This is a genomic window from Aeromonas sp. QDB63, from assembly GCF_027707425.1.
Lineage (GTDB): Bacteria > Pseudomonadota > Gammaproteobacteria > Enterobacterales > Aeromonadaceae > Aeromonas > Aeromonas caviae.
In genome coordinates this window covers 1-22,990 of sequence record NZ_JAPCIS010000043.1, presented here as the reverse complement: position 1 = coordinate 22,990, position 22,990 = coordinate 1, and the positions used below count along the sequence as shown (strand labels likewise).

Below are 22,990 nucleotides of genomic sequence, written 5' to 3'. Positions count from 1 at the left end.
ATACCCCAATCAAGATTGCAGCGCATCGGCCATGCGATCCAGCTTACCGCGGACCGTGCCGTCGATAACGAGATCACCGGCCTTGATGAGCACCCCGGCCATCAAGGACGCATCTGTGCTGCAATTCAGCTTCACTTTGCGCGCGAGACGTTGTTCCAGAGAAGCCTGAATATTGGCTTTCTGCTGGTCGGTCAGTTCGATCGCCGAAATCACGTCAGCCTGAACTTCTTTGTCCAGTTCAGCCTTGAGCGCGACGAATTCGGCAACGACCGCCGGCAGCACACCCAAGCGACCATTCTCGGCCATCACCCGGATCAGGTTCTGACCGTGCTCGTTGAGCTGCTCACCGCAGACACCGACAAACAGCTTTGCCAGTTCTTCGGCAGCAACGGAGCCGTTTACCAGGCTGTGCATGGTCTCGTTTTCTGCCACCTGAGCGGCGAAATCGAGCATCTCCAGCCATTGGTCAACCGCCTTGTGCTCAACGGCAAACTCGAAAGCAGCCTTGGCGTAGGGGCGAGCGATTGTAGTCAGTTCAGACATAGCCCCGTTCCCGTTACAGTTCTGCTACCAGTTTGTCGACGATGTCGCTGTTGGCAGCCTGGTCGATTTGGCGTGCCAGGATCTTCTCTGCACCCGCGATGGCAAGAGCAGCAACCTGCTTGCGCAGTTCTTCTTTGGCACGATGACGTTCAGCTTCGATCTCTGCACGGCCCTGAGCCAGGATTTTCTCCCGCTCAGCTTGGGCTCCGACAGCGGCCTCATCAATGATCTGGGCCTTGCGTTTGTTGGCCTGATCGATGATTTCAGCAGCCTGAAGCTTGGCTTCTTTCAGCTGATCGGTGGCGTTGGCCTTGGCCAGCTCCAGATCTTTCTTGGCACGTTCTGCAGAAGAGAGGCCGTCAGCGATTTCTTTCTGACGGGCTTCGATGGCAGCCATCAGCGGCGGCCATACGTACTTCATGCAAAACACTACGAAGATGAAAAAAGCAACTGCTTGGCCGAGGAGGGTGGCGTTGATATTCACAGCCGATGTCCTCTTTAGTTAGTTAATGGGTTCTGCGTGAGTCGTAATGACTTAGGCAACCGCAAACATCACATACAGACCCAGACCAACGGCGATCATCGGGATCGCATCCACCAGACCCATCACGATGAAGAACTGGGTACGCAGAACAGGGATCAGGTCAGGTTGACGAGCTGCACCTTCCAGGAACTTGCCACCCAGGATACCGATACCGATGGAGGCGCCGATAGCCGCCAGACCCATCATCATTGCAGCAGCGATGTACAGCAGGTCCATGTTCAAGTTTTCCATGAGGATCTCCATTTATTTAGATGTAATTGATTGTATAAAAAGGATTATTTGAGTTGCATCAACCATGGTCTTCCTGCGCCATCGACAGATAGACGATGGTCAGAACCATGAAGATAAACGCCTGCAAAGTGATGATCAGGATGTGGAAGATTGCCCAAGGCACGGACAGGATCCACTGTGACCACCAGGGTAACAAACCCGCAATCAGGATGAAGATCAGTTCGCCAGCATACATGTTGCCGAACAGTCGCAGACCCAATGAAACAGGCTTGGAAATCAACGTGACGGTTTCAAGGATGAAGTTAACCGGGATGGCAGCAGGGTGATTGAAAGGCTGAAGCGTCAGCTCCTTCACGAACCCGCTGATACCCTTGACCTTGATGCTGTAGTACAGGATCAAGAAGAACACGCCCAAAGCCATGGACATGGTGATGTTAACGTCAGCAGAGGGAACCACACGCAGATAGGGAACACCCATCAACTGTGCAGCGTGAGGGATAAAGTCAACGGGGATCAGGTCCATGAAGTTCATCAGGAAGATCCACACGAACACCGTCAGGGCCAAAGGTGCGATGACCTTGTTGCGACCATGAAAGATGTCCTTGACGTTACCATTCACAAACTCGACCAGCATCTCCACAAAGCACTGCAGCTTACCGGGCACACCGCTGGTGGCCTTGACGGCAACCTTGCGGAACAACCAGATAAACAGGGCGCCTAGCACGACGGAAAATATCATGGAATCGATATTCACCGTCCAGAACCCGGACCCTACTTGCAGGTGGGTCAGGTGGTGGGAGATATATCCCTGAGGAGTCAGGACTTCTCCGGTTGCAGACATGAGTTTTCCTAATAGTGGTTGTTAAGCGTGAATGAAACTATCCACTGTACAACGAGGGCGAGGATATAAGTGGCGAAGAACGAGGCGGTGTCGACCTCAATCCCGGCGCCAAACAGCAGGGCGAAAAGTCCTGTTGTAGTAATGAGCTTAATCCCTGCCCCACCATAAAAGTCCCGCAAAACCAGGCCTACGCTCTCTTTCGTCACCTTGCGGCGCAGAACCCAGAGCGTGAACAGGGCTTGAGGAACCCAGTACATCCCCCCTCCGTAGAGAGAGGATTGTCCGGCGAACTCTCCCGCCTGATAAAACCAGACGGTGGCGATCGCCAGGATCAGGACCAGCTGACAAACGAGCATAGCCAAGGCCAGCGTCAAACCTTCCAAGGCTATTTTCTGCTTCACCAACCTACCCCTGAACATTACAGAACTGTAAAAAATCGGGATCCGAAGACCCCAGGTTCACAGCTCGAAAAGCCGGTCAAATTATACCCGTGAAGACGGCTATTGCAACATGGCAAAAATCCTTAATTTTTGCGGCTTTCCGCGCGAAATTAAGGTTATGTTCATATCGAAAGTAATGGATGTTTTATTACTACAAAAAGCGTAAAAATCACGATTCTGACAGGCCAAAATAGCCCAATACCCGGTCCAAATCTGCCAAGTTATCGTAACTTATTACTAACTTGCCGCTATCTTTCTTGCCCGGCTGAAGTTGCACCTGATTGCCAATTTTTTCAGAAATCTGGCGCTCGAGATAACCAAACTGGGGATCACGGACGGGTTCAACCCTGGTTTTTGCCGGTTCCAGTGCTTTTTGCACCAGCTTCTCGGTATCTCGCACTGTCAGCCCCTTCTGGGCCACCAGTTTGGCCAGCTCTGACTGGGCCTGGCCGCTCAGGGCCAGCAGGGCACGGGCATGCCCCATGTCGAGGTCGCCGTGCTCCACGAAGCGCTTCACGTCCTCGTTGAGCTGGTTGAGACGCAGCAGGTTGGTGACCGTGGTGCGGGACTTGCCTACCGCCTCGGCAACCTGCTGGTGAGTCAGTTCGAACTCCGTCAGCAGGCGCTGGAGGGCGACGGCCTCCTCGATGGCGTTGAGATCTTCACGCTGGATGTTCTCGATGAGTGCGATGGCGACGGCCGCCTCGTCGGCGACATCCTTGACCAGGCAGGGCACCACTTCGAGACGGGCCAGCTGGGAGGCGCGCCAGCGGCGTTCACCAGCAATGATTTCGAAACGGTTTTCACCGATGGAGCGAACCACGATGGGCTGGATCACCCCTTGTGCACGGATGGAGTTGGCCAGCTCCTCCAGCGCGTCCTGGGACATATCCTTGCGCGGTTGGTATTTGCCGGACTGCAGCCACTCCACCGGCAGCTTGCGCAATTCCCCCTGATTGGTCGGGGCCATGGCCTGTTCGGTGCGCTGGTCGCTCATCACCTGTTTCTGGCGGGCGGCCGTGCTGGTGCTGAGCAGGGCGTCCAGCCCCTTGCCCAGCCCACGTTTCTTCGGCGTCATATGCTCTCTCGATCTGCGGTGAGCGGCTGGGACTCCTGTTCCTGGCGGCGCAGGATCTCGCCAGCCAGGGCCAGATAGGCCTTGGCCCCCACCGATGATTTGTCATAGTGCATGGCTGGCGCGCCAAAACTCGGCGCCTCCGCCAGTCTTACGTTGCGGGGAATGATGGTGCGATAGACCTTGTCCCCGAAATGCTGTTTCAGCTGATCGGACACATCATTGGCCAGCCGGTTGCGATGATCGAACATGGTGCGCAGCACCCCTTCGATCTTCAGCTCTGGATTGACCACGGCTGCCAGCTTGCTGATGGTGTCCACCAGGGCGGTCAGCCCTTCCAGCGCATAGTATTCGCACTGCATGGGCACCAGCACGGAGTCGGCGGCGGCCATGGCGTTCACCGTCAGCATGTTGAGAGAAGGCGGGCAGTCGATGAAGACGTAGTCGTACTTGTCCCTGACCGAGGCCAGGGCGTTGCGCAGGCGGATCTCGCGGGCAAAAAACTCCATCAGGCGGATTTCTGCCGCGGTCACGTCGGCATTGGCGGCGATCAGGTGATAGCCTCCCGAGGTTTCGGGGATGATCACCTCGCCGATGGGGGCATCTTCGATCAGCAGTTCATAGGCAGTGCGTTCGACATCGTACTTGTCGACGCCACTGCCCATGGTGGCATTGCCCTGCGGATCCAGATCGATCACCAGCACCTTGCGCCGGGTAGCGGCCATGGAGGCGGCCAGATTCACACAGGTGGTGGTTTTACCCACTCCACCCTTCTGGTTGGCTATGGCAATGACTTTTCCCACACTGTCCCCTAAATGAATGCGGCGGCCCTATTCGGGCTGGATGGCTTTAAACTCCAGCAGATGGCGTTCGCCTTCCAGTTCCGGCACCACCAGCTTGTGGGTGGCAACCAGACGAATGCTGTCAGGCAACTGTGCCAGCTCCTGCTCGGGGTATTGTCCCTTGAGCGCCAGGAAGCTGCCCTCGGGTGACGGCAGATGATGACACCAGCTCAGCATGTCCTCCAGGGAGGCGAAAGCCCGGCTCAGTACACCATCAAATCCGGTCTCGGGTTGATACTCCTCCACCCGGGATTTGACGGGGGTCACATTGGTCAACCCCAGCTCCAGGATCACCTGGCGGATGAAGTTGATCCGCTTGCCCAGGCTGTCGAGCAGCACGAACTGTTTGTCCGGATTGATGATGGCCAGCGGCAGTCCGGGCAGACCCGGACCCGTTCCCACATCGATGAAGCGTTCACCGTGCAGGTGAGGACTCACCACCAGGCTGTCGAGGATATGCTTGACCAGCATGGCGTCCGGATCTCGCACCGAGGTGAGATTGTAAGCCTTGTTCCACTTGTGCAGCAACTCGACCAACTGCACCAACTGGGTCTTCTGGGTTTCGGTGATAACAATTCCGGCCTGCATGAGCAGGCCGTTCAATCTTTGCAGCATGTTGTCCAACGGGGAATTCCTCAGGCGGTTTTACGCAGCAGGCCGTGTTTCTTCAGGTGCACCAGCAAGATGGAGATGGCGGCAGGGGTGATGCCGGAGATGCGGGACGCCTGACCAATGGTCTCTGGCTTGGCATCGTTGAGCTTGGCGATCACCTCGTTGGAGAGACCGTTCACGTCGCGGTAGTTCATGTCCAGCGGCAGCAGGGTGTTTTCGTTGCGCAGCTGTTTCTCCACCTCGTCGTGCTGACGCTCGATGTAACCGGCGTACTTGATCTGGATCTCCACCTGATCCGCGGCAGCCGCATCGGTCAATGCAGGCCCTACACCCTCGATGGCCATCAGGGCATCGTAGGTCACCTCGGGGCGACGCAGCAGCTCTTCCAGGCTCTGCTCCCGGGTCAGGGGAGTGTTGACCAGGGCGTTGACGGCCTCCAGAGACGGATGCTGCGGGTGGATCCAGGTCGAGCGCATGCGCTGACGTTCCTGCTCCACCTGTTCCACCTTGGCATTGAACAGGCTCCAGCGATGATCATCCACCAGACCCAGCTCGCGGCCGATGGCGGTCAGGCGCAGATCCGCATTGTCTTCCCGCAGCAGCAGGCGATATTCGGCACGGCTGGTGAACATGCGATAGGGTTCGCGGGTCCCCAGGGTGGAGAGATCGTCCATCATCACGCCCATGTAGGCCTGATCCCGGCGTGGGTGCCAGGCTTCCTTGCCCTGGGCGCGCAAGCCCGCGTTCAGACCGGCCATCAATCCCTGGGCAGCGGCCTCTTCATAGCCGGTGGTGCCGTTGATCTGGCCGGCGAAGAAGAGGTTCTCGATGCACTTGCTCTCCATGTTGGCCTTGAGATCCCGCGGATCGAAGAAATCGTACTCGATGGCGTAGCCAGGGCGGGTGATATGGGCATTCTCGAAGCCACGGATCGAGCGGACGATCTGCACCTGCACGTCGAACGGCAGGCTGGTGGAGATCCCGTTCGGGTAGAGCTCGTGGGTGGTCAGGCCTTCCGGTTCCACAAAGATCTGGTGCGCCGTCTTGTCGGCAAAGCGGGTGATCTTGTCCTCGATCGACGGGCAGTAGCGCGGGCCTATTCCCTCGATCACCCCGGCGTACATGGGGCTGCGATCCAGGTTGTTGCGGATCACCTCGTGGGTCTGCTCATTGGTATGGGTCACGTAGCAAGGCATCTGGCGCGGATGCTGGCTGGCGTTGCCGATGAAGGAGAAGACCGGGCGAGGATCGTCACCATGTTGCTGCTGCATCACGGAAAAATCGACGGTGCGTGCATCGATGCGTGGTGGCGTGCCCGTTTTGAGGCGATCGATGCGCAGCGGCATTTCACGCAGGCGCTGGGCGAGGGCAATAGAGGGAGGATCCCCGGCGCGACCCCCTTTGTAGTTCTCCATGCCAATGTGGATCAGACCATTGAGGAAGGTGCCAACGGTCAGTACGACCGTCTTGCCGCTGATGCGGATCCCGCTCTGGGTAACGACCCCGGCGACGCGATCCCCGTCCATGACCAGATCGTCGCAGGCCTGCTGGAAGATCTTCAGGTTCGGGTAGTTCTCCAGGGTCTGACGCACCACAGCCTTGTACAGCAGGCGATCCGCCTGGGCACGGGTAGCCCGCACCGCAGGGCCCTTGGAAGAGTTGAGCGTGCGGAACTGGATCCCGCCGAGATCGATGGCCTGCGCCATGATCCCGCCAAGGGCGTCGACTTCCTTGACCAGGTGCCCCTTGCCGATCCCGCCGATCGCCGGATTGCAGGACATATGCCCCAGCGTATCTATGTTGTGGGTGAGCAACAGGGTATTGAGACCCATGCGGGCTGCCGCTGTTGCTGCTTCGGTTCCTGCATGACCGCCACCGACGACGATCACATCAAATTGTTCATGGTATTGCATTGGGGATCACCTTGATCTGCACGCCTGAAGATCTTTGTTTGCCTGGTCTGAAGGGCGGATCATTCTATCTGTTTAGCATCCGGAGGGGAACGTCTACTTCAGGATCAGTATGGATCAGGGATCGGTTAAATAGATCTTAAGGATCTTTAGATCGATCTTTTATTGGATCTTTTATTAGGATCCGCGACTTCTGTTGATAAGGCATTTTTGATCATAAAGATCATTCGGTTAAGGTCGATCGCTGCTTGTGGAAAAGCTTGGATCCAGAGGGGGCGAACGGGGGGATAACATGGGTTTTTATGCACAGATACATGGTCGGCAAGATCTAATACATGAATAACTATAGGTTTTGCAGAGCTTAGCACCTAAGTTATGCACAATTATCCGAGCTCATGTGGGGAGCTCTCGGGAAAAACTTATCCGGATCCCCCTGTTAATAACCTGGTGGATAGGGATCTGGGGATAACCAGGGAGATCGGGGGTCGTGACCGGATCTCCCTGGCCCTGATCAGCTGATCAAGGTCATCCAGTCGTGGATCCAGGTTTCTGCGGCATCTTCGGGGATCTCGTGTTGGGTCACGTCTATTTCCAGGAGATCCCCCAGTCGGCTGGCACCGCACCCGGCCAGCAGCCGATCCAGCGTCTTGCCGCCCTGGCAGAAGGTGTCATAACTGCGATCCCCCAGGGCGATCACTCCGTACTTGAAGGCGGCGAGATCCGGCTGCTGCTCGGCAAGATCCCGGGCAAAGGGCTGCAGATTGTCGGGTACATCCCCCGCACCATGGGTGGAAGTGACCACCAACACGATGGCTTCTGGCTCGGTCAGGATCCTGGCCAGGCTGGCGGGGTTGTGGATCTCCGCCTGGTGGCCCGCCTGTTCAAGCAGGCCGACCACATGATCTGCGACATATTCGGAGGCCCCCAGCATGGAGCCGACGACGAGGTTGAGTTTGGCCATGGAATGGATCCTGATGTCATCGAAAAAGTGAAGAGGGGGGATCTTACCGCCAAAGCATGTGGATAAATATGGATAAAGCTTGGAGATAAGGATCCTGTCCACTTTTTTGCAGCCAAAGCCGGTCTCGTGGCCGTCGTGGCGCCTTCTTTCCGCCTGTTGGGACCTCATCGCCCCTTTCGTTGTCAAACGACACTTCAAAACATCAATTAACAATGCAGATGCAAATGATTAGCAATTATTGAATCGATTCGATCACGGCACCTGTAGTAGCATGGCGCTGCTTTATTCGCCTGAGGCGCCGGGCTGACCGGTCCAATTGGGCACCCATAATAAGAAATCAAACATAACTTATTGATATTTGAGACACTTATATGATTGCGCAAAAAAATACCCCGAATGCCGTGATGCGAAAGAGAGGCGCACAGCTGCTGCCGCTCTCCTGTCTGCTGGCGTCCCTGCCCGTGTTGGCGGCGGAACAGACGGATAAAGAGTTGCCCAAGGCGGGTGAAACCATGGTCGTTACCGGGACCGCCATGAAGGTCGAGGTCCCCATGGCAGAGACCCCCCGTGCCGTCTCCGTGGTCAATCGCGAAGAGCTGGACCAGCACGCCGTACTCAAGCTCGACGAGTCCCTGCGCTATCGCTCCGGCGTCCTGTCCCAGTCCTATGGTTCGGACACGGATGCTGACTGGTTCAAGGTGCGCGGCTTCGATGCGGCTTCTTACTTGGATGGCAACCGCCTGTTCAGCACCGGTTACTATGTCTGGACCCCGGAACCCTTCGGCCTTGAGAGCGTGGAAGTGCTCAAAGGCCCGGCCTCCATTCTGTATGGCGAAGCCCCTCCCGGAGGCGTCATCAACGCCATCAGCAAGCGTCCGACCGCGACCCCGCAGGGTCTGGTGAACCTGCAACTGGGCAACCGGGATCTGCGCCAGGTCGGGGTGGATGTCTCTGACTCTCTTACCGACAACAGCCGTTATCGTCTGGTGGCCCTCTACAACGAACGGGACGGCGTGCTGGATGGCACCTACAACGAGCGCGCCTATCTGGCGCCGAGCGTAACTCTGGATATTTCGGATCGCACCACGCTGACGCTGCTCTCCAGCTTCAAGCACGATGAAGGGGTGCCGACCAACGGCTTCTTCCCGGTTTACGGCACCCTGAATACCTCCGGCGGCCAGATCGATCCCTCCACCAACCTGAGCCAGCCGGATTACGATCGCAATCGCAATACCCAGATCTCCGCCGGGTACGAGCTGGCCCACCAGCTCAACCAGACCTGGGAGTTCAAGCAGAACGTTCGCTTCAACTACAACGATCTGCTGCTGCGCCAGACCTATATCTTCCCGACCTATGAAGGCACCACCGCCTACCGCGGCCTGGTCTACCGGGATGGGGATACCAAGAGCGCCACCATGGACAACCAGATGGTGGGCTACTGGAACACCGACAGCACGGAGCAGACCCTGCTGCTGGGGGTGGATCTGCAGCGCCATGTGAATGAAGGCCAGGAAGCCGACAACTATGGCATGGGCGCCATCAACACCATGAACCCGGATTACAGCGGTTTCCCCGGTTTTGATGAATCCACCGCGACCCATCAGAAGAGCACCAAGGGCCAGAGCGGCCTCTATGCCCAGCACCAGATCCGCTGGGATGATCGCTGGCTGCTGACCGCGGGCGGTCGTTTCGACTACGTGGAAACCCACAACATCAGCGAAGCCAAGAGCAAGAACGAGAAACAGTACGACGACAACCTCTCTCTCTCCGGCAGCCTGATGTACCTGGCCGACAACGGTCTCTCCCCTTACTTCGCCTATGCGGAATCCTTCGAAGTGCTGCCGGGGATAGACCCCAACACCGGCAACTCCTACAAGCCGCTGGAAGGCAAGCTCTACGAGACCGGCGTCAAGTACGCACCCAGCTTCCTCGATGGCTACATCAACCTGGCGCTGTTCGATCTGGAGCAGACCAACTCCCTGGTCTCTACCGGCTCCGGCCAGCAGACCCAGGCCGGTGAAGTGACCTCCCAGGGGGTCGAGCTGGAGGGGAGCGTGCAGGCCACCGAGGCCTTGCGCCTGACCGCTGCCTATACCTATACCGATGCCAAGACCAACGACACCGGCAACGGCGATCGTCGTGCGAGCCTGATCCCGCGCCACCAGGCCTCCTTCTGGGGCAACTACAAGGTGCAGCAGGGCCCGATATCCGGTCTTGAGCTGGGTTCCGGCGTGCGCTATGTGGGTTCCAGCATCGGCATCGGCGCGGTGAATGCGGACTACACCCCCATCTATGGTTCCGCCCAGGTACCGGCACACACCGTATGGGATGCGATGATCGGGTATGACTTTGCCAAGAACTGGCGTGCCCAGATCAACGTCAACAACCTGCTGAACGACACCTATGTGGCGAGCTGCGACTACTACTGCTACTACGGCGAGCCGCGCAGCATAGTCGGCACCGTCAACTACCGCTGGTAAGCGACAGGCCGGGCGGGGGCGAAGGCTCCCGCCCTCCTTCCATTCATCTACAGGCCTGTCATGGAACTCTTGTCACTGGTTTATCGCCAATACCGTTGGCCCTTCATCGCCATTACCCTGCTCAGCCTGCTGAGTGCTGTCAGCGGGATAGGCGTCATTGCCTTCATCAATCAATCACTTATCGAATCAGTCGGGGATCCGCTGCCGATCCTGGGTCAGCTTGTCGGCCTTGTCTTGCTGCTGCTGGTGATCACGCTCGGATCCCAACTGGCCCTGACCACCCTGGGTCACCATTTCGTCTACCGGTTGCGTGGCCGCCTGCTCAAGCAACTGCTGGATACCGACGTCGCCCGTCTGCGTCAAATAGGGCAGGGGCCGCTCCTGGCCTCCCTTTCCAGCGACATCGGTCAGATCACCATCGCCTTCGTGCGCCTGCCGGAGCTGGTACAGGGTCTGGTGCTCACCCTGGGCTCCATCATCTACCTTGGCCTGCTCTCTCCCGCCTTGCTCGGTGTTACCGCCCTCTGGGTCACCGTGACCATGGTGGTGGGCTGGCTGCTGGTGAACCGGGTCTATCGCCACCTGGCGCACATGCGCCAGGCCGAAGACAGGCTCTACCAGAACTACCAGTCCATCATCGCCGGGAGCAAGGAGCTGGCGCTCAACCGCGAGCGTGCCCACTTCGTCTACCACCAGCTCTATGAGCAGAATGCCCGGGACTACCGGGAGCAGATCATCCGCGCCGATACCTACCACCTGAGCGCGGTGAACTGGTCGAACATCATGATGCTGGGTGCCATCGGCCTGGTCTTCTTCCTGGCCAACGGGCTGGGCTGGGCCAACACCAATGTGGCCGCCACCTTCGCCCTGACCCTGTTGTTCCTGCGCACTCCCTTGCTGCAAGGTATCGGAGCCTTGCCGACTCTGATCGCCGCCCAGGTGGCGTTCGACAAGATAGCTGCCCTCAATCTGGCGGAGCCGGACGAAGCGTTCCCGCTGCCGCCTGCGCCTCGCCCCTGGCAGCGCATCGAGCTGGATCAGGTGAGCTTTCACTACCAGGGGGAAGGCGGTTTCTCCGTGGGCCCCATCAATCTGGTGATCGAGCGGGGGGAGCAGATATTCCTCATCGGTGGCAATGGCTCCGGCAAGTCGACCCTGGCCATGCTGCTGACCGGGCTCTATCAACCGGTATCTGGCCGGATCCTGCTGGATGGGGAGCCGGTCACCGATCGCAACGGCTATCTGGCGCTCTTCTCCGCCATCTTCACCGACTACCACCTGTTCCAGCATTTGCTGGGGCCCGAGCCGAAAGAGGCGCTGGTTGCCGAGTGGCTTGAGCGGTTGCAGATGGGCAGCAAGCTTGCCATCGAGGATGGCTTCATCGCCGACATCGACCTCTCCCAGGGCCAGCGCAAGCGGGTCGCCCTGCTGCTGGCCCTGGCAGAGCAGCGGGAGGTGATGCTGTTCGACGAGTGGGCCGCGGATCAGGATCCCCAGTTCCGCCGCATCTTCTATCAGGTGCTGTTGCCGCGTCTCAAGGAGATGGGCAAGACGGTGATCGCCATCAGCCACGACGATCACTACTTCTCACTGGCCGATCGCCTGCTGGAGATGCGCCAGGGCCACCTCACCGAACTGACCGGCGAGCAGCGCGAGCAGGTGAGCCGGGATGCGGTCGCCCATCTGGATGGCAAGGTGCCGGCCTGATGCTGGCACCGATGAGACTGGCAGCAAGCCAGCACAGGAATTGCTTATGTTCGAGATGAAATCCGCCAGCTTCGCGGTCAATGACCGCACGCTGCTGCACCCCACCAGCCTTCGCTTCGAGCAAGGTCGGGTCTATGGCCTCATCGGCCACAACGGGTCGGGCAAATCGACCCTGATCAAGCTGCTGGCGCGCCAGCAACCCCACTGCGGCGGGGAGATCCTGTTCGATGACCAGCCGTTGTCTGCCTGGGGCAACCGGGAGTTTGCCCGTCAGGTGGCCTATCTGCCCCAGCACCTGCCGAGTGCCGAAAACCTGCTCGGCCGCGAACTGGTGGAGATGGGGCGCTACCCCTGGCGCGGCCTGCTGGGCCGGATGGGAGCGGAAGATCACCGTCAGGTGGAGCGGGCCATCGCCCTGACCCACACCGAACGCTTTGCCGATCGGCTGGTGGATACCCTCTCCGGTGGCGAGCGGGGACGAGTCTGGCTCGCCATGCTGCTGGCTCAGGAGAGCCGTTTCATCCTGTTGGACGAGCCACTGGCCGCCCTGGACGTGGCCCATCAGGTGGAGGTGCTCACGCTCGTCAAGCAGCTCAGCCGCCAGCTCAACCTCGGGGTCATCATCGTCATTCACGACATCAACATGGCCTCCCGTTTCTGCGATCGGCTGGTGGCGCTGCACTCCGGCCGTCTGCTGACCCACGGCGAGCCCGAACAGATCATGACAGGGGAGACCCTGAACGCCATCTATGGCATCCCCATGGAGGTCATTCGCCATCCGGCCCATGACCACGCCATCGCCATCGTCTGACCGGGGGCCGCTCTTGAACCGTTTATTGAAGATGGCGCCCTGTCTGCTCAGTCTGCTGCTGCCCCTGGCAGGGGAGGCCGGGCAGCTTGTCACCGCCACCGACGCCACCAGCGCCACGCCCCGCATCGCCACAGTGGACTGGACCATAGCCGAGACCCTGCTGGCTCTGGGGGTCGCCCCGATGGCGGTGGGGGATGTGGCCCCCTATCGCGCCTGGGTCGGTGAACCCCAGCTTCCTGCCGGGGTGATCGATATCGGGCTGCGTGCCCAACCCAACCGGGAACTGCTGGCGGAGCTCAAACCGGATCTTATTCTCATCTCGCCGCTGGCGGCCCCCCTGGCGCCGACCCTCTCCCGCATCGCGCCGGTGCACTCCATCGCCCTGTATGAACCGGGCACCGATCTGTGGCAGCGACTGCGGGAAGCGACCCTGACCATCGCCGCCCTGGTCAACAAAGAGACCGAGGCCGAACGCCAGCTCGCCGCGCTGGAGCTGGATCTGGCACAGATGCAGGCGGCGCAGCCCGCCGATCTGCCCCCCTTGCTGGTGGTGCAATTCATCGATGAGCGCCATGTGCGGGTGTTTGGCCGTGGCAGCCTGTTCGAGGCAGTGATGCAGCGCCTCGGCCTTCGCAACGCCTGGCAGGGAGAGACCAATGCCTGGGGATTCTCGGTCGCGAGCCTGGAGCAGTTTCTCGGGATGCCGGAGGCCAGGCTGGTGGTGGTGGACCCCGTGCCCGTAGGAGTTGGTGAAAAACTTCAGGAGCCTGGATTGTGGCAGCATCTCCCGCTGGTACAGAACAATCCGGTGATCCATCTGCCTGCGACATGGAGTTTTGGTGGCATATTGGCGGCCCGCCGCTTCGCCACCCTGCTGGACGGTGCCTTGCGGGAGCAGGCTGTCCACAGAGCAACCGGGGGATCAAATCAATGAGCTCTTCTCTTTCTTCGCCCCTGCTGCGTCCGGGTCTCTGCCTGTTGGTGCTGACACTGGGGCTGGCTTGCGCCGAGCTGGCGCGTCAACTGCCGGGGGCGCTCTGGTGGCAGGCCCTGTTCTCCCCCGAGCTGGACGATGCCCGCCAGGCGGTGGTCCATTTCAGCTGGCTGCCGCGCCTTGCCATCTGCCTGCTGGCCGGTGCCGCCCTCGGGCTCGCCGGTACCCTGATGCAGCAGGTGCTGCGCAATCCCCTGGCCTCGCCCACCACCCTGGGGGTGGCCTCCGGCGCCCAGCTGGCGCTGATGATGGTGACCCTGCTCGCCCCCTCCTGGCTGCTGATCGGGCGGGAGTGGATCGCCATGGCCGGGGGAAGCCTGGCCATGGGGCTGGTCTTCGCCCTGGCCTGGCGCCGTCAGCTCAATCCCGTGGTCATCGTCTTTGCAGGGCTGGTGATCAACCTCTATCTGGCCGCCATCAGCATGGGATTGCTGTTGTTCTTCCAGGAGGAGCTCAAAGGGTTGCTGGTGTGGGGGAGCGGATCTCTGGCCCAGAACAGCTGGAGCGGCGTCGGCTATCTGCTGCCACGGTTGCTGCTGGCCGCGATGCTGGCGGTGGTGCTGGTGCGCCCGCTGGCTGTGCTGGAGCTGGACGATGCCAGCGCTCGCAGCCTGGGGGTCTCTCTCAAGCACCTGAGATTCGCCGGTCTCGGCCTCGCGGTCTTCATCACCGCCTGCGTGGTGAGCGTGGTGGGGCTGATCGGTTTTATCGGGCTGGCTGCGCCCGCCATGGTGCGGCTGCTGGGGGTCAGAAAACTGGCTCAGCGGCTGCTGTGGGCACCCATCCTCGGCGCCCTGTTGCTGGCGGCCACCGATCTGCTGCTGCAGACCCTGAGCCGGTTCTGGCCTGTGCTGATCCCGACCGGCGCCATGACGGCCCTGTTGGGGGCGCCGCTGCTGCTCTGGCTGATCCCGCGTCTTGGTATCAAGCAGAGTGCGCCTAAGGCGAACTCCTCCCTGCAGTTGGCCCGCCATCCGGCGCCGACTCGCCTTGTCGGCCTGATGGTGTTGGGGCTGGCTGCGGCGGTGATCGCCTCCCTGTTGTTTGGGCAGGGGATGGGCGGCTGGGGCTGGCCGAGCTGGCTGCGGTGGCAGGCCCAGCTGGAGTGGCGCTTGCCGCGCACGCTGGCAGCGGGTGCCGCAGGCGTGTTGCTGGCGCTGGCAGGCACCCTGTTGCAGCGAGTCAGCAACAACCCCATGGCGAGCCCCGAACTGCTGGGGGTAAGCGGTGGCACCTTCATGGGGGTGATTGCGGCGGCCCTGTTGCTGCCCGCCTTGCCGCTGCCCATGATGCTGCTGGGGGGGCTGGTGGGCGCCTTCGCCTGCCTGTTGCTGCTGGTGCTTATCAACAGGCGCAACGGCTTCCAGCCGGAGCGGATACTGCTGTCTGGCATCGCCATCACGGCGCTGTTCGAGCCGTTGCAGGCCATCGCCCTGGCCAACGGCGACCTGCGGGTGCAGCAACTGCTCTCCTGGATGTCCGGTTCCACCTATTACGTCACCCAGCCGGTGGCCCTTGCCCTGGTGGTGTTGGCGCTGCTGATGCTGGCAGCCTGCCTGCTGGTGAGCCGCTGGCTCGATCTCATGCCCATGGGGCCGGCGGTAGCGACGGCTCTGGGGATCCATCTCGGCCGTGCCCAGCTCACCATCCTGCTGCTGGTGGCCGTGCTCACCGCCAGTGCCACCATGGTGATAGGCCCGCTCTCCTTTGCCGGTCTGCTGGCGCCGCACCTGGCCAGATTGATGGGGCTGGTGAGGGCGCGCTGGCACCTGCTCGGCGCCGCAGGCTGTGGCGCTTTGCTGATGGTGTCGGCGGACTGGATCGGCCAGCAGATCCTCTTTCCCCAGGAGGTGCCCGTCGGTCTGGTCTCCACCCTGTTAGGGGGTGCTTACTTCATGTGGTGCCTGCGCCGCCTCTAGGTCGGTGGATGAAAAGCGCACAAAAAAGCCCGGGATGAACCCGGGCTTTTCATTGCCTGCTCTGCGGACTTACTTGCCGATGCAGAATGTAAATAATTTATTATCTTCAATATGTTAGTGACTTTTCGGGGGCCACTTGGAGTAAAAGTAACTAAAACAGCATATTGAGAGGCCGCTCACGGGTTTCTGCCATCGTGCAGCGTTCCCACATAGTCCATTCTCGATCGTGCAGCCTTCCCATATGAATCAACGCGATGCCACCACACGCAGTCAAAGCCGCCTTTTAAGTGAGTTTTGAACATATTTTGAACCGACTATAGCACCGTCCGGAACCTGGAAAGCCGCTTTACTCTTCGAACCGTGCAAGTTTCCCATAGGTAGTTTGGCTAACCGTGCAGTCATCCCACATACCGCCATTTTAATCCCAGCCCTTTATCAGCCTGGCTGAGCGGGCTTTTAGGCCCTCTAGAATGGTGCTGCTGATGGTATCGGGGAAGCCTGCTGGCAATTGCTGTGTAACGCGCTCAATAACATCATCAACGGAGTTGGCCAGTTCTGTCAGGATCTCTTCCATAGCAGAACGCTCAAATCCCACAGCTTTCGCCGTTTGGAAGAAATGACGCGGGAATATCTGCTCAATGGCGTACTTCTTTCCCTTGCTGCTTGCTAGGCCCATAGCGAGCTTGGCGTCCCTTCGGTTGAGGCCTCGGCCGCCAAATACTGGATAGACAGATAGGATGTCGTAAAAAGGGGTCAGGCGAAAACGCCCTTCCGGCTCAATAAAGACCGAGAAGTTTTTTGCATGGCCATCGGTGGCCGCCAGCAGCCAGAACAGGACCTGAGATTTCATGAATAGGTAGCGATCCTGTTCTGGTGTCGCAGAGCCCAGCAAGGTTTTCATGATGTCAGTGATCCCCGGTCCTCCATGGTTCTCGTATTTCCGTGCTGACGGAACATTCAATACCTGACAGAAATCTTCTTGGGGAAGGCGCATGATCCAACTGCGATCGGCAGCGTAACGTCTGTCGAAGCGTTCCACAGCCAGTGCTTTGACCTGGCCAACCTGCATCATGAAGCAGTGAGGTACGGGTAGACCAAACTCCTTGGCAATCAGAGTGCAGAGATATTCGTTTTCTACGCTCTGGGAGAGGTCTATCGAGTAGGAGTGGCTTTCAATCTTGCCGATAGGGAGTTTGATTATGTGGGTTGTCGGCGTTGCATTGAGTGGCAAGTACCAACGGCCATCGAGATAGAGCAGTGCAGTCTTTTCTTGCGCCCCGGCGATAGAGATCCGGAACTCCTCTTGCTCCCTGACCATCCCCAAAGGGATTCCTGATTTGTAGCTGGTCAGGATCTGCTCGAGCTCGTCATCGGAAAGTGCCTTGTAGTCGATTCGCCTGACATCTGGAACATCGTGCCCTTCGGTAACCAGCTGTAATGCCCCTACGCTATCCTGGCCAATGCAACTGAGCAGATCGAAGGGCTGGGTTGATGCCGCTTGATAGCGTGCTACAACCCTGTTTCTCACCTCCGTATTATCTGGCAGCAGGTTGTCGAAGAAGTTATAGGCTTCATCGCCCCGGTAGGTCTGATGGCGCAATGGCATGGAGAGTGAGATCGGACGGCTGCCCGGTTGTGCTAGCCATGACTCATGGTACTGAAAATGATGGGCGCCGCTGGTAGTTTTGGTGAATGTGCCTACCCGATAGCCGTTCATATAGACAGCCAGATTGGCCATTACCACTCCTCCTTCCAGCCCGATGCCGGACTCTCGGATGACTCATTGCGGGGTTTGATATCCACTGACAACTCGAGTGCCGCGAGGATCTTGAACAGGGTCTCCAGCTTGGTGGACTCAGGGTTGAGCTCGAAGCTGGAGACTGTGTCTTGCCTAATCCCTACTTTCTCGGCCACTTTGCCTTGAGAGAGCTTTTGAGAAAGCCTGGCATCCTTGATACAGGCGCTCAGCTGCTTGGCGCTGGTTACTTTCATGATTCGACAACCTGGTAGCGTGCCTTCTTCCAATTTACACGCTATGGCAGGTATATCAATATTTACCTGTTATAGGAGGTAAATGTAACTTACACGCTGTAGGCGGTATCTAACATTTATCCCCTATAGCGGGTAAGAGAACAGCAGACGGGGAGATTACCAAGCCATGGGGTAAAGAACTGCCGCGCTACGCTTGGCTGCTGGCTTGTTCGGTGAGTCGAAAAGATGACTCACCTCAAAGCCCAGCTTCTGTAGATTTCCTCCTTTGGCATCCCATTCAGCAGATCAGGAATGGTGAGCAACGTCGCTTAAATACTCAAATACAACTCAAAAGCGACTTTGTGATGACGGATCACACTTAAAGTTTGTGCTGTCAGATCAAAAGGCTATCGAAAGGTTGTGTTTCGATCGTCATGTGGTGGTTCTAAAAAGGTATACCCCATTAAAACCACTTAATACCCTCTCGAAAATCATATTGAAACCACTTATATTGTGTCGTTTTCAGAAGACGGCTGCACTGAACGTCAGAAGCCGACTGCACTATAGCAGCGGAGGGGTTGGATCCATCAGGCAACGACGGGCTGCTGCCGGCCATCAGCGGACGCAGGGAGGACTTTCCGCAACCGGCCGTTCGATGCGGCACCGATGGCCTTCGCGCAGGGGTAGTGAATCCGCCAGGATTGACTTGCGCTGCCCTACCTCTCACTAGTGAGGGGCGGCAGCGCATCAAGCGGTGAGCGCACTCCGGCACCGCCAACTTTCAGCACATGCGTGTAAATCATCGTCGTAGAGACGTCGGAATGGCCGAGCAGATCCTGCACGGTTCGAATGTCGTAACCGCTGCGGAGCAAGGCCGTCGCGAACGAGTGGCGGAGGGTGTGCGGTGTGGCGGGCTTCGTGATGCCTGCTTGTTCTACGGCACGTTTGAAGGCGCGCTGAAAGGTCTGGTCATACATGTGATGGCGACGCACGACACCGCTCCGTGGATCGGTCGAATGCGTGTGCTGCGCAAAAACCCAGAACCACGGCCAGGAATGCCCGGCGCGCGGATACTTCCGCTCAAGGGCGTCGGGAAGCGCAACGCCGCTGCGGCCCTCGGCCTGGTCCTTCAGCCACCATGCCCGTGCACGCGACAGCTGCTCGCGCAGGCTGGGTGCCAAGCTCTCGGGTAACATCAAGGCCCGATCCTTGGAGCCCTTGCCCTCCCGCACGATGATCGTGCCGTGATCGAAATCCAGATCCTTGACCCGCAGTTGCAAACCCTCACTGATCCGCATGCCCGTTCCATACAGAAGCTGGGCGAACAAACGATGCTCGCCTTCCAGAAAACCGAGGATGCGAACCACTTCATCCGGGGTCAGCACCACCGGCAAGCGCCGCGACGGCCGAGGTCTTCCGATCTCCTGAAGCCAGGGCAGATCCGTGCACAGCACCTTGCCGTAGAAGAACAGCAAGGCCGCCAATGCCTGACGATGCGTGGAGACCGAAACCTTGCGCTCGTTCGCCAGCCAGGACAGAAATGCCTCGACTTCGCTGCTGCCCAAGGTTGCCGGGTGACGCACACCGTGGAAACGGATGAAGGCACGAACCCAGTGGACATAAGCCTGTTCGGTTCGTAAGCTGTAATGCAAGTAGCGTATGCGCTCACGCAACTGGTCCAGAACCTTGACCGAACGCAGCGGTGGTAACGGCGCAGTGGCGGTTTTCATGGCTTGTTATGACTGTTTTTTTGTACAGTCTATGCCTCGGGCATCCAAGCAGCAAGCGCGTTACGCCGTGGGTCGATGTTTGATGTTATGGAGCAGCAACGATGTTACGCAGCAGGGCAGTCGCCCTAAAACAAAGTTAGATGCACTAAGCACATAATTGCTCACAGCCAAACTATCAGGTCAAGTCTGCTTTTATTATTTTTAAGCGTGCATAATAAGCCCTACACAAATTGGGAGTTAGACATCATGAGCAACGCAGTGCCCGCCGAGATTTCGGTACAGCTATCACAGGCACTCAACGTCATCGAGCATCATCTGGGATCGACGTTGCTGGCCGTGCATTTGTACGGCTCTGCACTCGACGGTGGCCTGAAGCCATGCAGTGATATTGATTTGCTGGTTACTGTGACTGCACAGCTCGATGAGACTGTGCGGCAGGCTCTGTTCGTAGATTTCCTGGAAGTTTCCGCTTCTCCCGGCCAAAGTGAAGCTCTCCGTGCCTTGGAAGTTACCATCGTCGTGTACGGCGATGTTGTTCCTTGGCGTTATCCAGCCAGACGGGAACTGCAATTCGGGGAGTGGCAGCGCAAGGACATTCTTGCGGGCATCTTCGAGCCCGCGACAACCGATGTTGATCTGGCTATTCTGCTAACTAAAGCAAGGCAACACAGCCTTGCCTTGGCAGGTTCGGCCGCGGAAGATTTCTTCAACCCAGTCCCGGAAAGCGATCTATTCAAAGCACTGGCCGACACCTTGAAACTATGGAACTCACAACCGGATTGGGCAGGCGACGAGCGGAATGTAGTGCTTACCTTGTCTCGCATTTGGTACAGCGCAGCAACCGGCAAGATCGCGCCGAAGGATGTAGCTGCCAACTGGGTAATGGAACGCCTGCCCGTCCAACATCAGCCCGTGCTGCTTGAAGCCCAGCAGGCTTACCTTGGACAAGGGATGGATTGCTTGGCCTCACGCGCTGATCAGTTGACTGCGTTCATTTACTTTGTGAAGCACGAAGCCGCCAGTCTGCTCGGCTCCACGCCAATGATGTCTAAAACAAAGTTAGGCATCACAAAGTACAGCATCGTGACCAACAGCACCGATTCCGTCACACTGCGCCTCATGACTGAGCATGACCTTGCGATGCTCTATGAGTGGCTAAATCGATCTCATATCGTCGAGTGGTGGGGCGGAGAAGAAGCACGCCCGACACTTGCTGACGTACAGGAACAGTACTTGCCAAGCGTTTTAGCGCAAGAGTCCGTCACTCCATACATTGCAATGCTGAATGGAGAGCCGATTGGGTATGCCCAGTCGTACGTTGCTCTTGGAAGCGGGGACGGATGGTGGGAAGAAGAAACCGATCCAGGAGTACGCGGAATAGACCAGTCACTGGCGAATGCATCACAACTGGGCAAAGGCTTGGGAACCAAGCTGGTTCGAGCTCTGGTTGAGTTGCTGTTCAATGATCCCGAGGTCACCAAGATCCAAACGGACCCGTCGCCGAGCAACTTGCGAGCGATCCGATGCTACGAGAAAGCGGGGTTTGAGAGGCAAGGTACCGTAACCACCCCAGATGGTCCAGCCGTGTACATGGTTCAAACACGCCAGGCATTCGAGCGAACACGCAGTGATGCCTAACCCTTCCATCGAGGGGGACGTCCAAGGGCTGGCGCCCTTGGCCGCCCCTCATGTCAAACGTTGGGCGTCTTTTCAGTAGTGGTACTTGAGTTGAACGATCCAAAGGGCATCATCCGCCACTTTGTAAACCATTCGGTGCTCATCCGTAATTCGACGAGACCAATAACCGGCCAAAGCATGTTTTAATGGCTCTGGCTTGCCCACTCCAGAGAAAGGCTCTCGGGTGGTTTCTTTAATTAGCTTGTTAATTCGATCAACCATGCGGCGGTCTTGTTTTTGCCAGAACAGATAATCTTCCCATGCATCATCGGAAAAAATTAATCTCATTCGGCCAACTCCCGCGCCTGTCCTCGGCCCGCTTCAAGTTGCTCGATCGACTTGAAAAGCCGCTTGGCGTTGGCGGGGCTGCGCAGCAGATACGCAGTTTCTTCCAGCGCCTGGAAATCTTCCAGCGAGAGAATCACAACCGATTGGTCGCCGTTACGTGTGATGATCACCGGCTCATGATCGTTGCAAACACGATCCATGGTTCCAGCCAGGTTGGCGCGGGCGTGTGTGTAAGTGATAGCGTCCATAACATCCTCCGTACATGTACAGAAAATTGTACAACAAGAGCAACTCGAAGGCGAGGCAAAAAAACGCCCAACCCTTCAATCAAGTCGGGACGGCCAAAAGCAAGCTTTTGGCTCCCCTCGCTGGCGCTCGGCGCCCCTTATTTCAAACGTTAGACGGCAAAGTCACAGACCGCGGGATCTCTTATGACCAACTACTTTGATAGCCCCTTCAAAGGCAAGCTGCTTTCTGAGCAAGTGAAGAACCCCAATATCAAAGTTGGGCGGTACAGCTATTACTCTGGCTACTATCATGGGCACTCATTCGATGACTGCGCACGGTATCTGTTTCCGGACCGTGATGACGTTGATAAGTTGATCATCGGTAGTTTCTGCTCTATCGGGAGTGGGGCTTCCTTTATCATGGCTGGCAATCAGGGGCATCGGTACGACTGGGCATCATCTTTCCCGTTCTTTTATATGCAGGAAGAACCTGCATTCTCAAGCGCACTCGATGCCTTCCAAAAAGCAGGTAATACTGTCATTGGCAATGACGTTTGGATCGGCTCTGAGGCAATGGTCATGCCCGGAATCAAGATCGGGCACGGTGCGGTGATAGGCAGCCGCTCGTTGGTGACAAAAGATGTGGAGCCTTACGCTATCGTTGGCGGCAATCCCGCTAAGAAGATTAAGAAACGCTTCACCGATGAGGAAATTTCATTGCTTCTGGAGATGGAGTGGTGGAATTGGTCACTGGAGAAGATCAAAGCGGCAATGCCCATGCTGTGCTCGTCTAATATTGTTGGCCTGCACAAGTATTGGCTCGAGTTTGCCGTCTAACAATTCAATCAAGCCGATGCCGCTTCGCGGCACGGCTTATTTCAGGCGTTAGATGCACTAAGCACATAATTGCTCACAGCCAAACTATCAGGTCAAGTCTGCTTTTATTATTTTTAAGCGTGCATAATAAGCCCTACACAAATTGGGAGATATATCATGAAAGGCTGGCTTTTTCTTGTTATCGCAATAGTTGGCGAAGTAATCGCAACATCCGCATTAAAATCTAGCGAGGGCTTTACTAAGCTTGCCCCTTCCGCCGTTGTCATAATCGGTTATGGCATCGCATTTTATTTTCTTTCTCTGGTTCTGAAATCCATCCCTGTCGGTGTTGCTTATGCAGTCTGGTCGGG

The 22,990-nt window shown here is 57.9% G+C and carries 23 protein-coding genes and 1 pseudogene; 9 read left to right on the top strand and 15 right to left on the bottom strand.

The annotated features are described in order from the left end of the window. Positions 1–9: 9 nt before the first annotated feature. The 10 genes from atpH to mioC all read right to left on the bottom strand — a co-directional run bounded on the left by atpH (position 10) and on the right by mioC (position 7,999). Positions 10–543, bottom strand: a complete 534-nt coding sequence (gene atpH / locus PG879_RS18885) for a F0F1 ATP synthase subunit delta (protein WP_010672263.1) — start codon at positions 541–543, stop codon at positions 10–12. Positions 544–556: 13 nt separating this feature from the next. Continuing rightward, a complete protein-coding gene (atpF, locus tag PG879_RS18880; RefSeq protein ID WP_010672264.1) occupies positions 557–1,027 on the bottom strand; it encodes a F0F1 ATP synthase subunit B in 471 nt (156 codons plus the stop codon). A gap of 51 nt (positions 1,028–1,078) precedes the next feature. Continuing rightward, entirely contained in the window at positions 1,079–1,318 is a 240-nt protein-coding gene (gene atpE, locus PG879_RS18875) for a F0F1 ATP synthase subunit C (protein WP_010672265.1), read from the bottom strand. Between the two features lie 58 nt (positions 1,319–1,376). After that, positions 1,377–2,159 (bottom strand): F0F1 ATP synthase subunit A, encoded by a 783-nt coding sequence (atpB, locus tag PG879_RS18870; RefSeq protein WP_010672266.1) that lies wholly within the window; start codon positions 2,157–2,159, stop codon positions 1,377–1,379. An 8-nt stretch (positions 2,160–2,167) separates the two neighbouring features. Beyond that, on the bottom strand, positions 2,168–2,578 hold the full coding sequence (locus tag PG879_RS18865) for an ATP synthase subunit I (RefSeq protein WP_010672267.1): 411 nt from the start codon (positions 2,576–2,578) through the stop codon (positions 2,168–2,170). 190 nt (positions 2,579–2,768) lie between these two features. After that, a complete protein-coding gene (locus PG879_RS18860; protein WP_010672268.1) occupies positions 2,769–3,677 on the bottom strand; it encodes a ParB/RepB/Spo0J family partition protein in 909 nt (302 codons plus the stop codon). Next, positions 3,674–4,477 (bottom strand): ParA family protein, encoded by an 804-nt coding sequence (locus PG879_RS18855; protein WP_029313362.1) that lies wholly within the window; start codon positions 4,475–4,477, stop codon positions 3,674–3,676. Before PG879_RS18855 ends, PG879_RS18860 begins: the two co-directional genes overlap by 4 nt. 27 nt (positions 4,478–4,504) lie before the next feature. Next, positions 4,505–5,131: a 16S rRNA (guanine(527)-N(7))-methyltransferase RsmG gene (gene rsmG, locus PG879_RS18850; protein WP_010672270.1), complete on the bottom strand. Its 627-nt coding sequence runs from the start codon at positions 5,129–5,131 to the stop codon at positions 4,505–4,507. Positions 5,132–5,151: 20 nt separating this feature from the next. Continuing rightward, a complete protein-coding gene (gene mnmG / locus PG879_RS18845; protein ID WP_010672271.1) occupies positions 5,152–7,041 on the bottom strand; it encodes a tRNA uridine-5-carboxymethylaminomethyl(34) synthesis enzyme MnmG in 1,890 nt (629 codons plus the stop codon). Positions 7,042–7,549: 508 nt separating this feature from the next. Further along, positions 7,550–7,999, bottom strand: coding sequence for an FMN-binding protein MioC (mioC, locus tag PG879_RS18840; protein ID WP_185367351.1), 450 nt, complete (start codon positions 7,997–7,999; stop codon positions 7,550–7,552). A 371-nt stretch (positions 8,000–8,370) separates the two neighbouring features. Between mioC and PG879_RS18835 the strand changes: the two genes are divergently transcribed. The 5 genes from PG879_RS18835 to fhuB are packed head-to-tail and all read left to right on the top strand — an operon-like array spanning position 8,371 to position 15,910. Next, on the top strand, positions 8,371–10,479 hold the full coding sequence (locus PG879_RS18835) for a TonB-dependent siderophore receptor (RefSeq protein ID WP_270830569.1): 2,109 nt from the start codon (positions 8,371–8,373) through the stop codon (positions 10,477–10,479). Positions 10,480–10,539: 60 nt separating this feature from the next. After that, a complete protein-coding gene (locus tag PG879_RS18830; RefSeq protein ID WP_270830568.1) occupies positions 10,540–12,186 on the top strand; it encodes a multidrug ABC transporter permease/ATP-binding protein in 1,647 nt (548 codons plus the stop codon). A 46-nt stretch (positions 12,187–12,232) separates the two neighbouring features. Then, positions 12,233–12,997 (top strand): ATP-binding cassette domain-containing protein, encoded by a 765-nt coding sequence (locus PG879_RS18825; RefSeq protein WP_270830567.1) that lies wholly within the window; start codon positions 12,233–12,235, stop codon positions 12,995–12,997. A gap of 31 nt (positions 12,998–13,028) precedes the next feature. After that, positions 13,029–13,931, top strand: coding sequence for an ABC transporter substrate-binding protein (locus PG879_RS18820; RefSeq protein ID WP_270830570.1), 903 nt, complete (start codon positions 13,029–13,031; stop codon positions 13,929–13,931). Further along, the gene (fhuB, locus tag PG879_RS18815) at positions 13,928–15,910 is read left to right on the top strand and encodes a Fe(3+)-hydroxamate ABC transporter permease FhuB (protein WP_239052707.1); all 1,983 of its coding nucleotides are present in this window, start codon (positions 13,928–13,930) and stop codon (positions 15,908–15,910) included. Before PG879_RS18820 ends, fhuB begins: the two co-directional genes overlap by 4 nt. A 418-nt stretch (positions 15,911–16,328) precedes the next feature. On the opposite strand, the gene PG879_RS18810 is transcribed toward fhuB, so the two are convergent. From PG879_RS18810 to intI1, 3 genes are all read right to left on the bottom strand, one after another. Continuing rightward, positions 16,329–17,648: a type II toxin-antitoxin system HipA family toxin gene (locus PG879_RS18810; protein ID WP_047437768.1), complete on the bottom strand. Its 1,320-nt coding sequence runs from the start codon at positions 17,646–17,648 to the stop codon at positions 16,329–16,331. Next, complete coding sequence (locus tag PG879_RS18805) at positions 17,648–17,902, bottom strand: helix-turn-helix domain-containing protein (RefSeq protein WP_017410478.1); 255 nt, start codon at positions 17,900–17,902, stop codon at positions 17,648–17,650. Before PG879_RS18805 ends, PG879_RS18810 begins: the two co-directional genes overlap by 1 nt. Positions 17,903–18,597: 695 nt before the next feature. After that, a complete protein-coding gene (gene intI1, locus PG879_RS18800; RefSeq protein ID WP_000845048.1) occupies positions 18,598–19,611 on the bottom strand; it encodes a class 1 integron integrase IntI1 in 1,014 nt (337 codons plus the stop codon). A gap of 246 nt (positions 19,612–19,857) precedes the next feature. Between intI1 and PG879_RS18795 the strand changes: the two are divergent. Together PG879_RS18795 and aac(6')-Ib are read left to right on the top strand one after the other, a co-directional pair. Then, positions 19,858–20,646 (top strand): annotated as a pseudogene (locus PG879_RS18795) (AadA family aminoglycoside 3''-O-nucleotidyltransferase); the annotation flags it as partial. 9 nt (positions 20,647–20,655) lie between these two features. Then, positions 20,656–21,249, top strand: a complete 594-nt coding sequence (gene aac(6')-Ib / locus PG879_RS18790) for an AAC(6')-Ib family aminoglycoside 6'-N-acetyltransferase (protein WP_049637357.1) — start codon at positions 20,656–20,658, stop codon at positions 21,247–21,249. 72 nt (positions 21,250–21,321) lie between these two features. On the opposite strand, the gene PG879_RS18785 is transcribed toward aac(6')-Ib, so the two are convergent. Both PG879_RS18785 and PG879_RS18780 read right to left on the bottom strand, forming a co-directional pair. Continuing rightward, positions 21,322–21,576: a Txe/YoeB family addiction module toxin gene (locus PG879_RS18785; RefSeq protein WP_032492620.1), complete on the bottom strand. Its 255-nt coding sequence runs from the start codon at positions 21,574–21,576 to the stop codon at positions 21,322–21,324. Continuing rightward, positions 21,573–21,824 (bottom strand): type II toxin-antitoxin system Phd/YefM family antitoxin, encoded by a 252-nt coding sequence (locus tag PG879_RS18780; RefSeq protein ID WP_032492621.1) that lies wholly within the window; start codon positions 21,822–21,824, stop codon positions 21,573–21,575. Before PG879_RS18780 ends, PG879_RS18785 begins: the two co-directional genes overlap by 4 nt. A gap of 183 nt (positions 21,825–22,007) precedes the next feature. Between PG879_RS18780 and PG879_RS18775 the strand changes: the two genes are divergently transcribed. Continuing rightward, on the top strand, positions 22,008–22,640 hold the full coding sequence (locus tag PG879_RS18775) for a type B-3 chloramphenicol O-acetyltransferase CatB3 (protein ID WP_000186237.1): 633 nt from the start codon (positions 22,008–22,010) through the stop codon (positions 22,638–22,640). 156 nt (positions 22,641–22,796) lie between these two features. Then, the coding region (locus tag PG879_RS18770) for a DMT family transporter (protein WP_000679417.1) at positions 22,797–22,990 on the top strand (194 nt) is incomplete at its 3' end.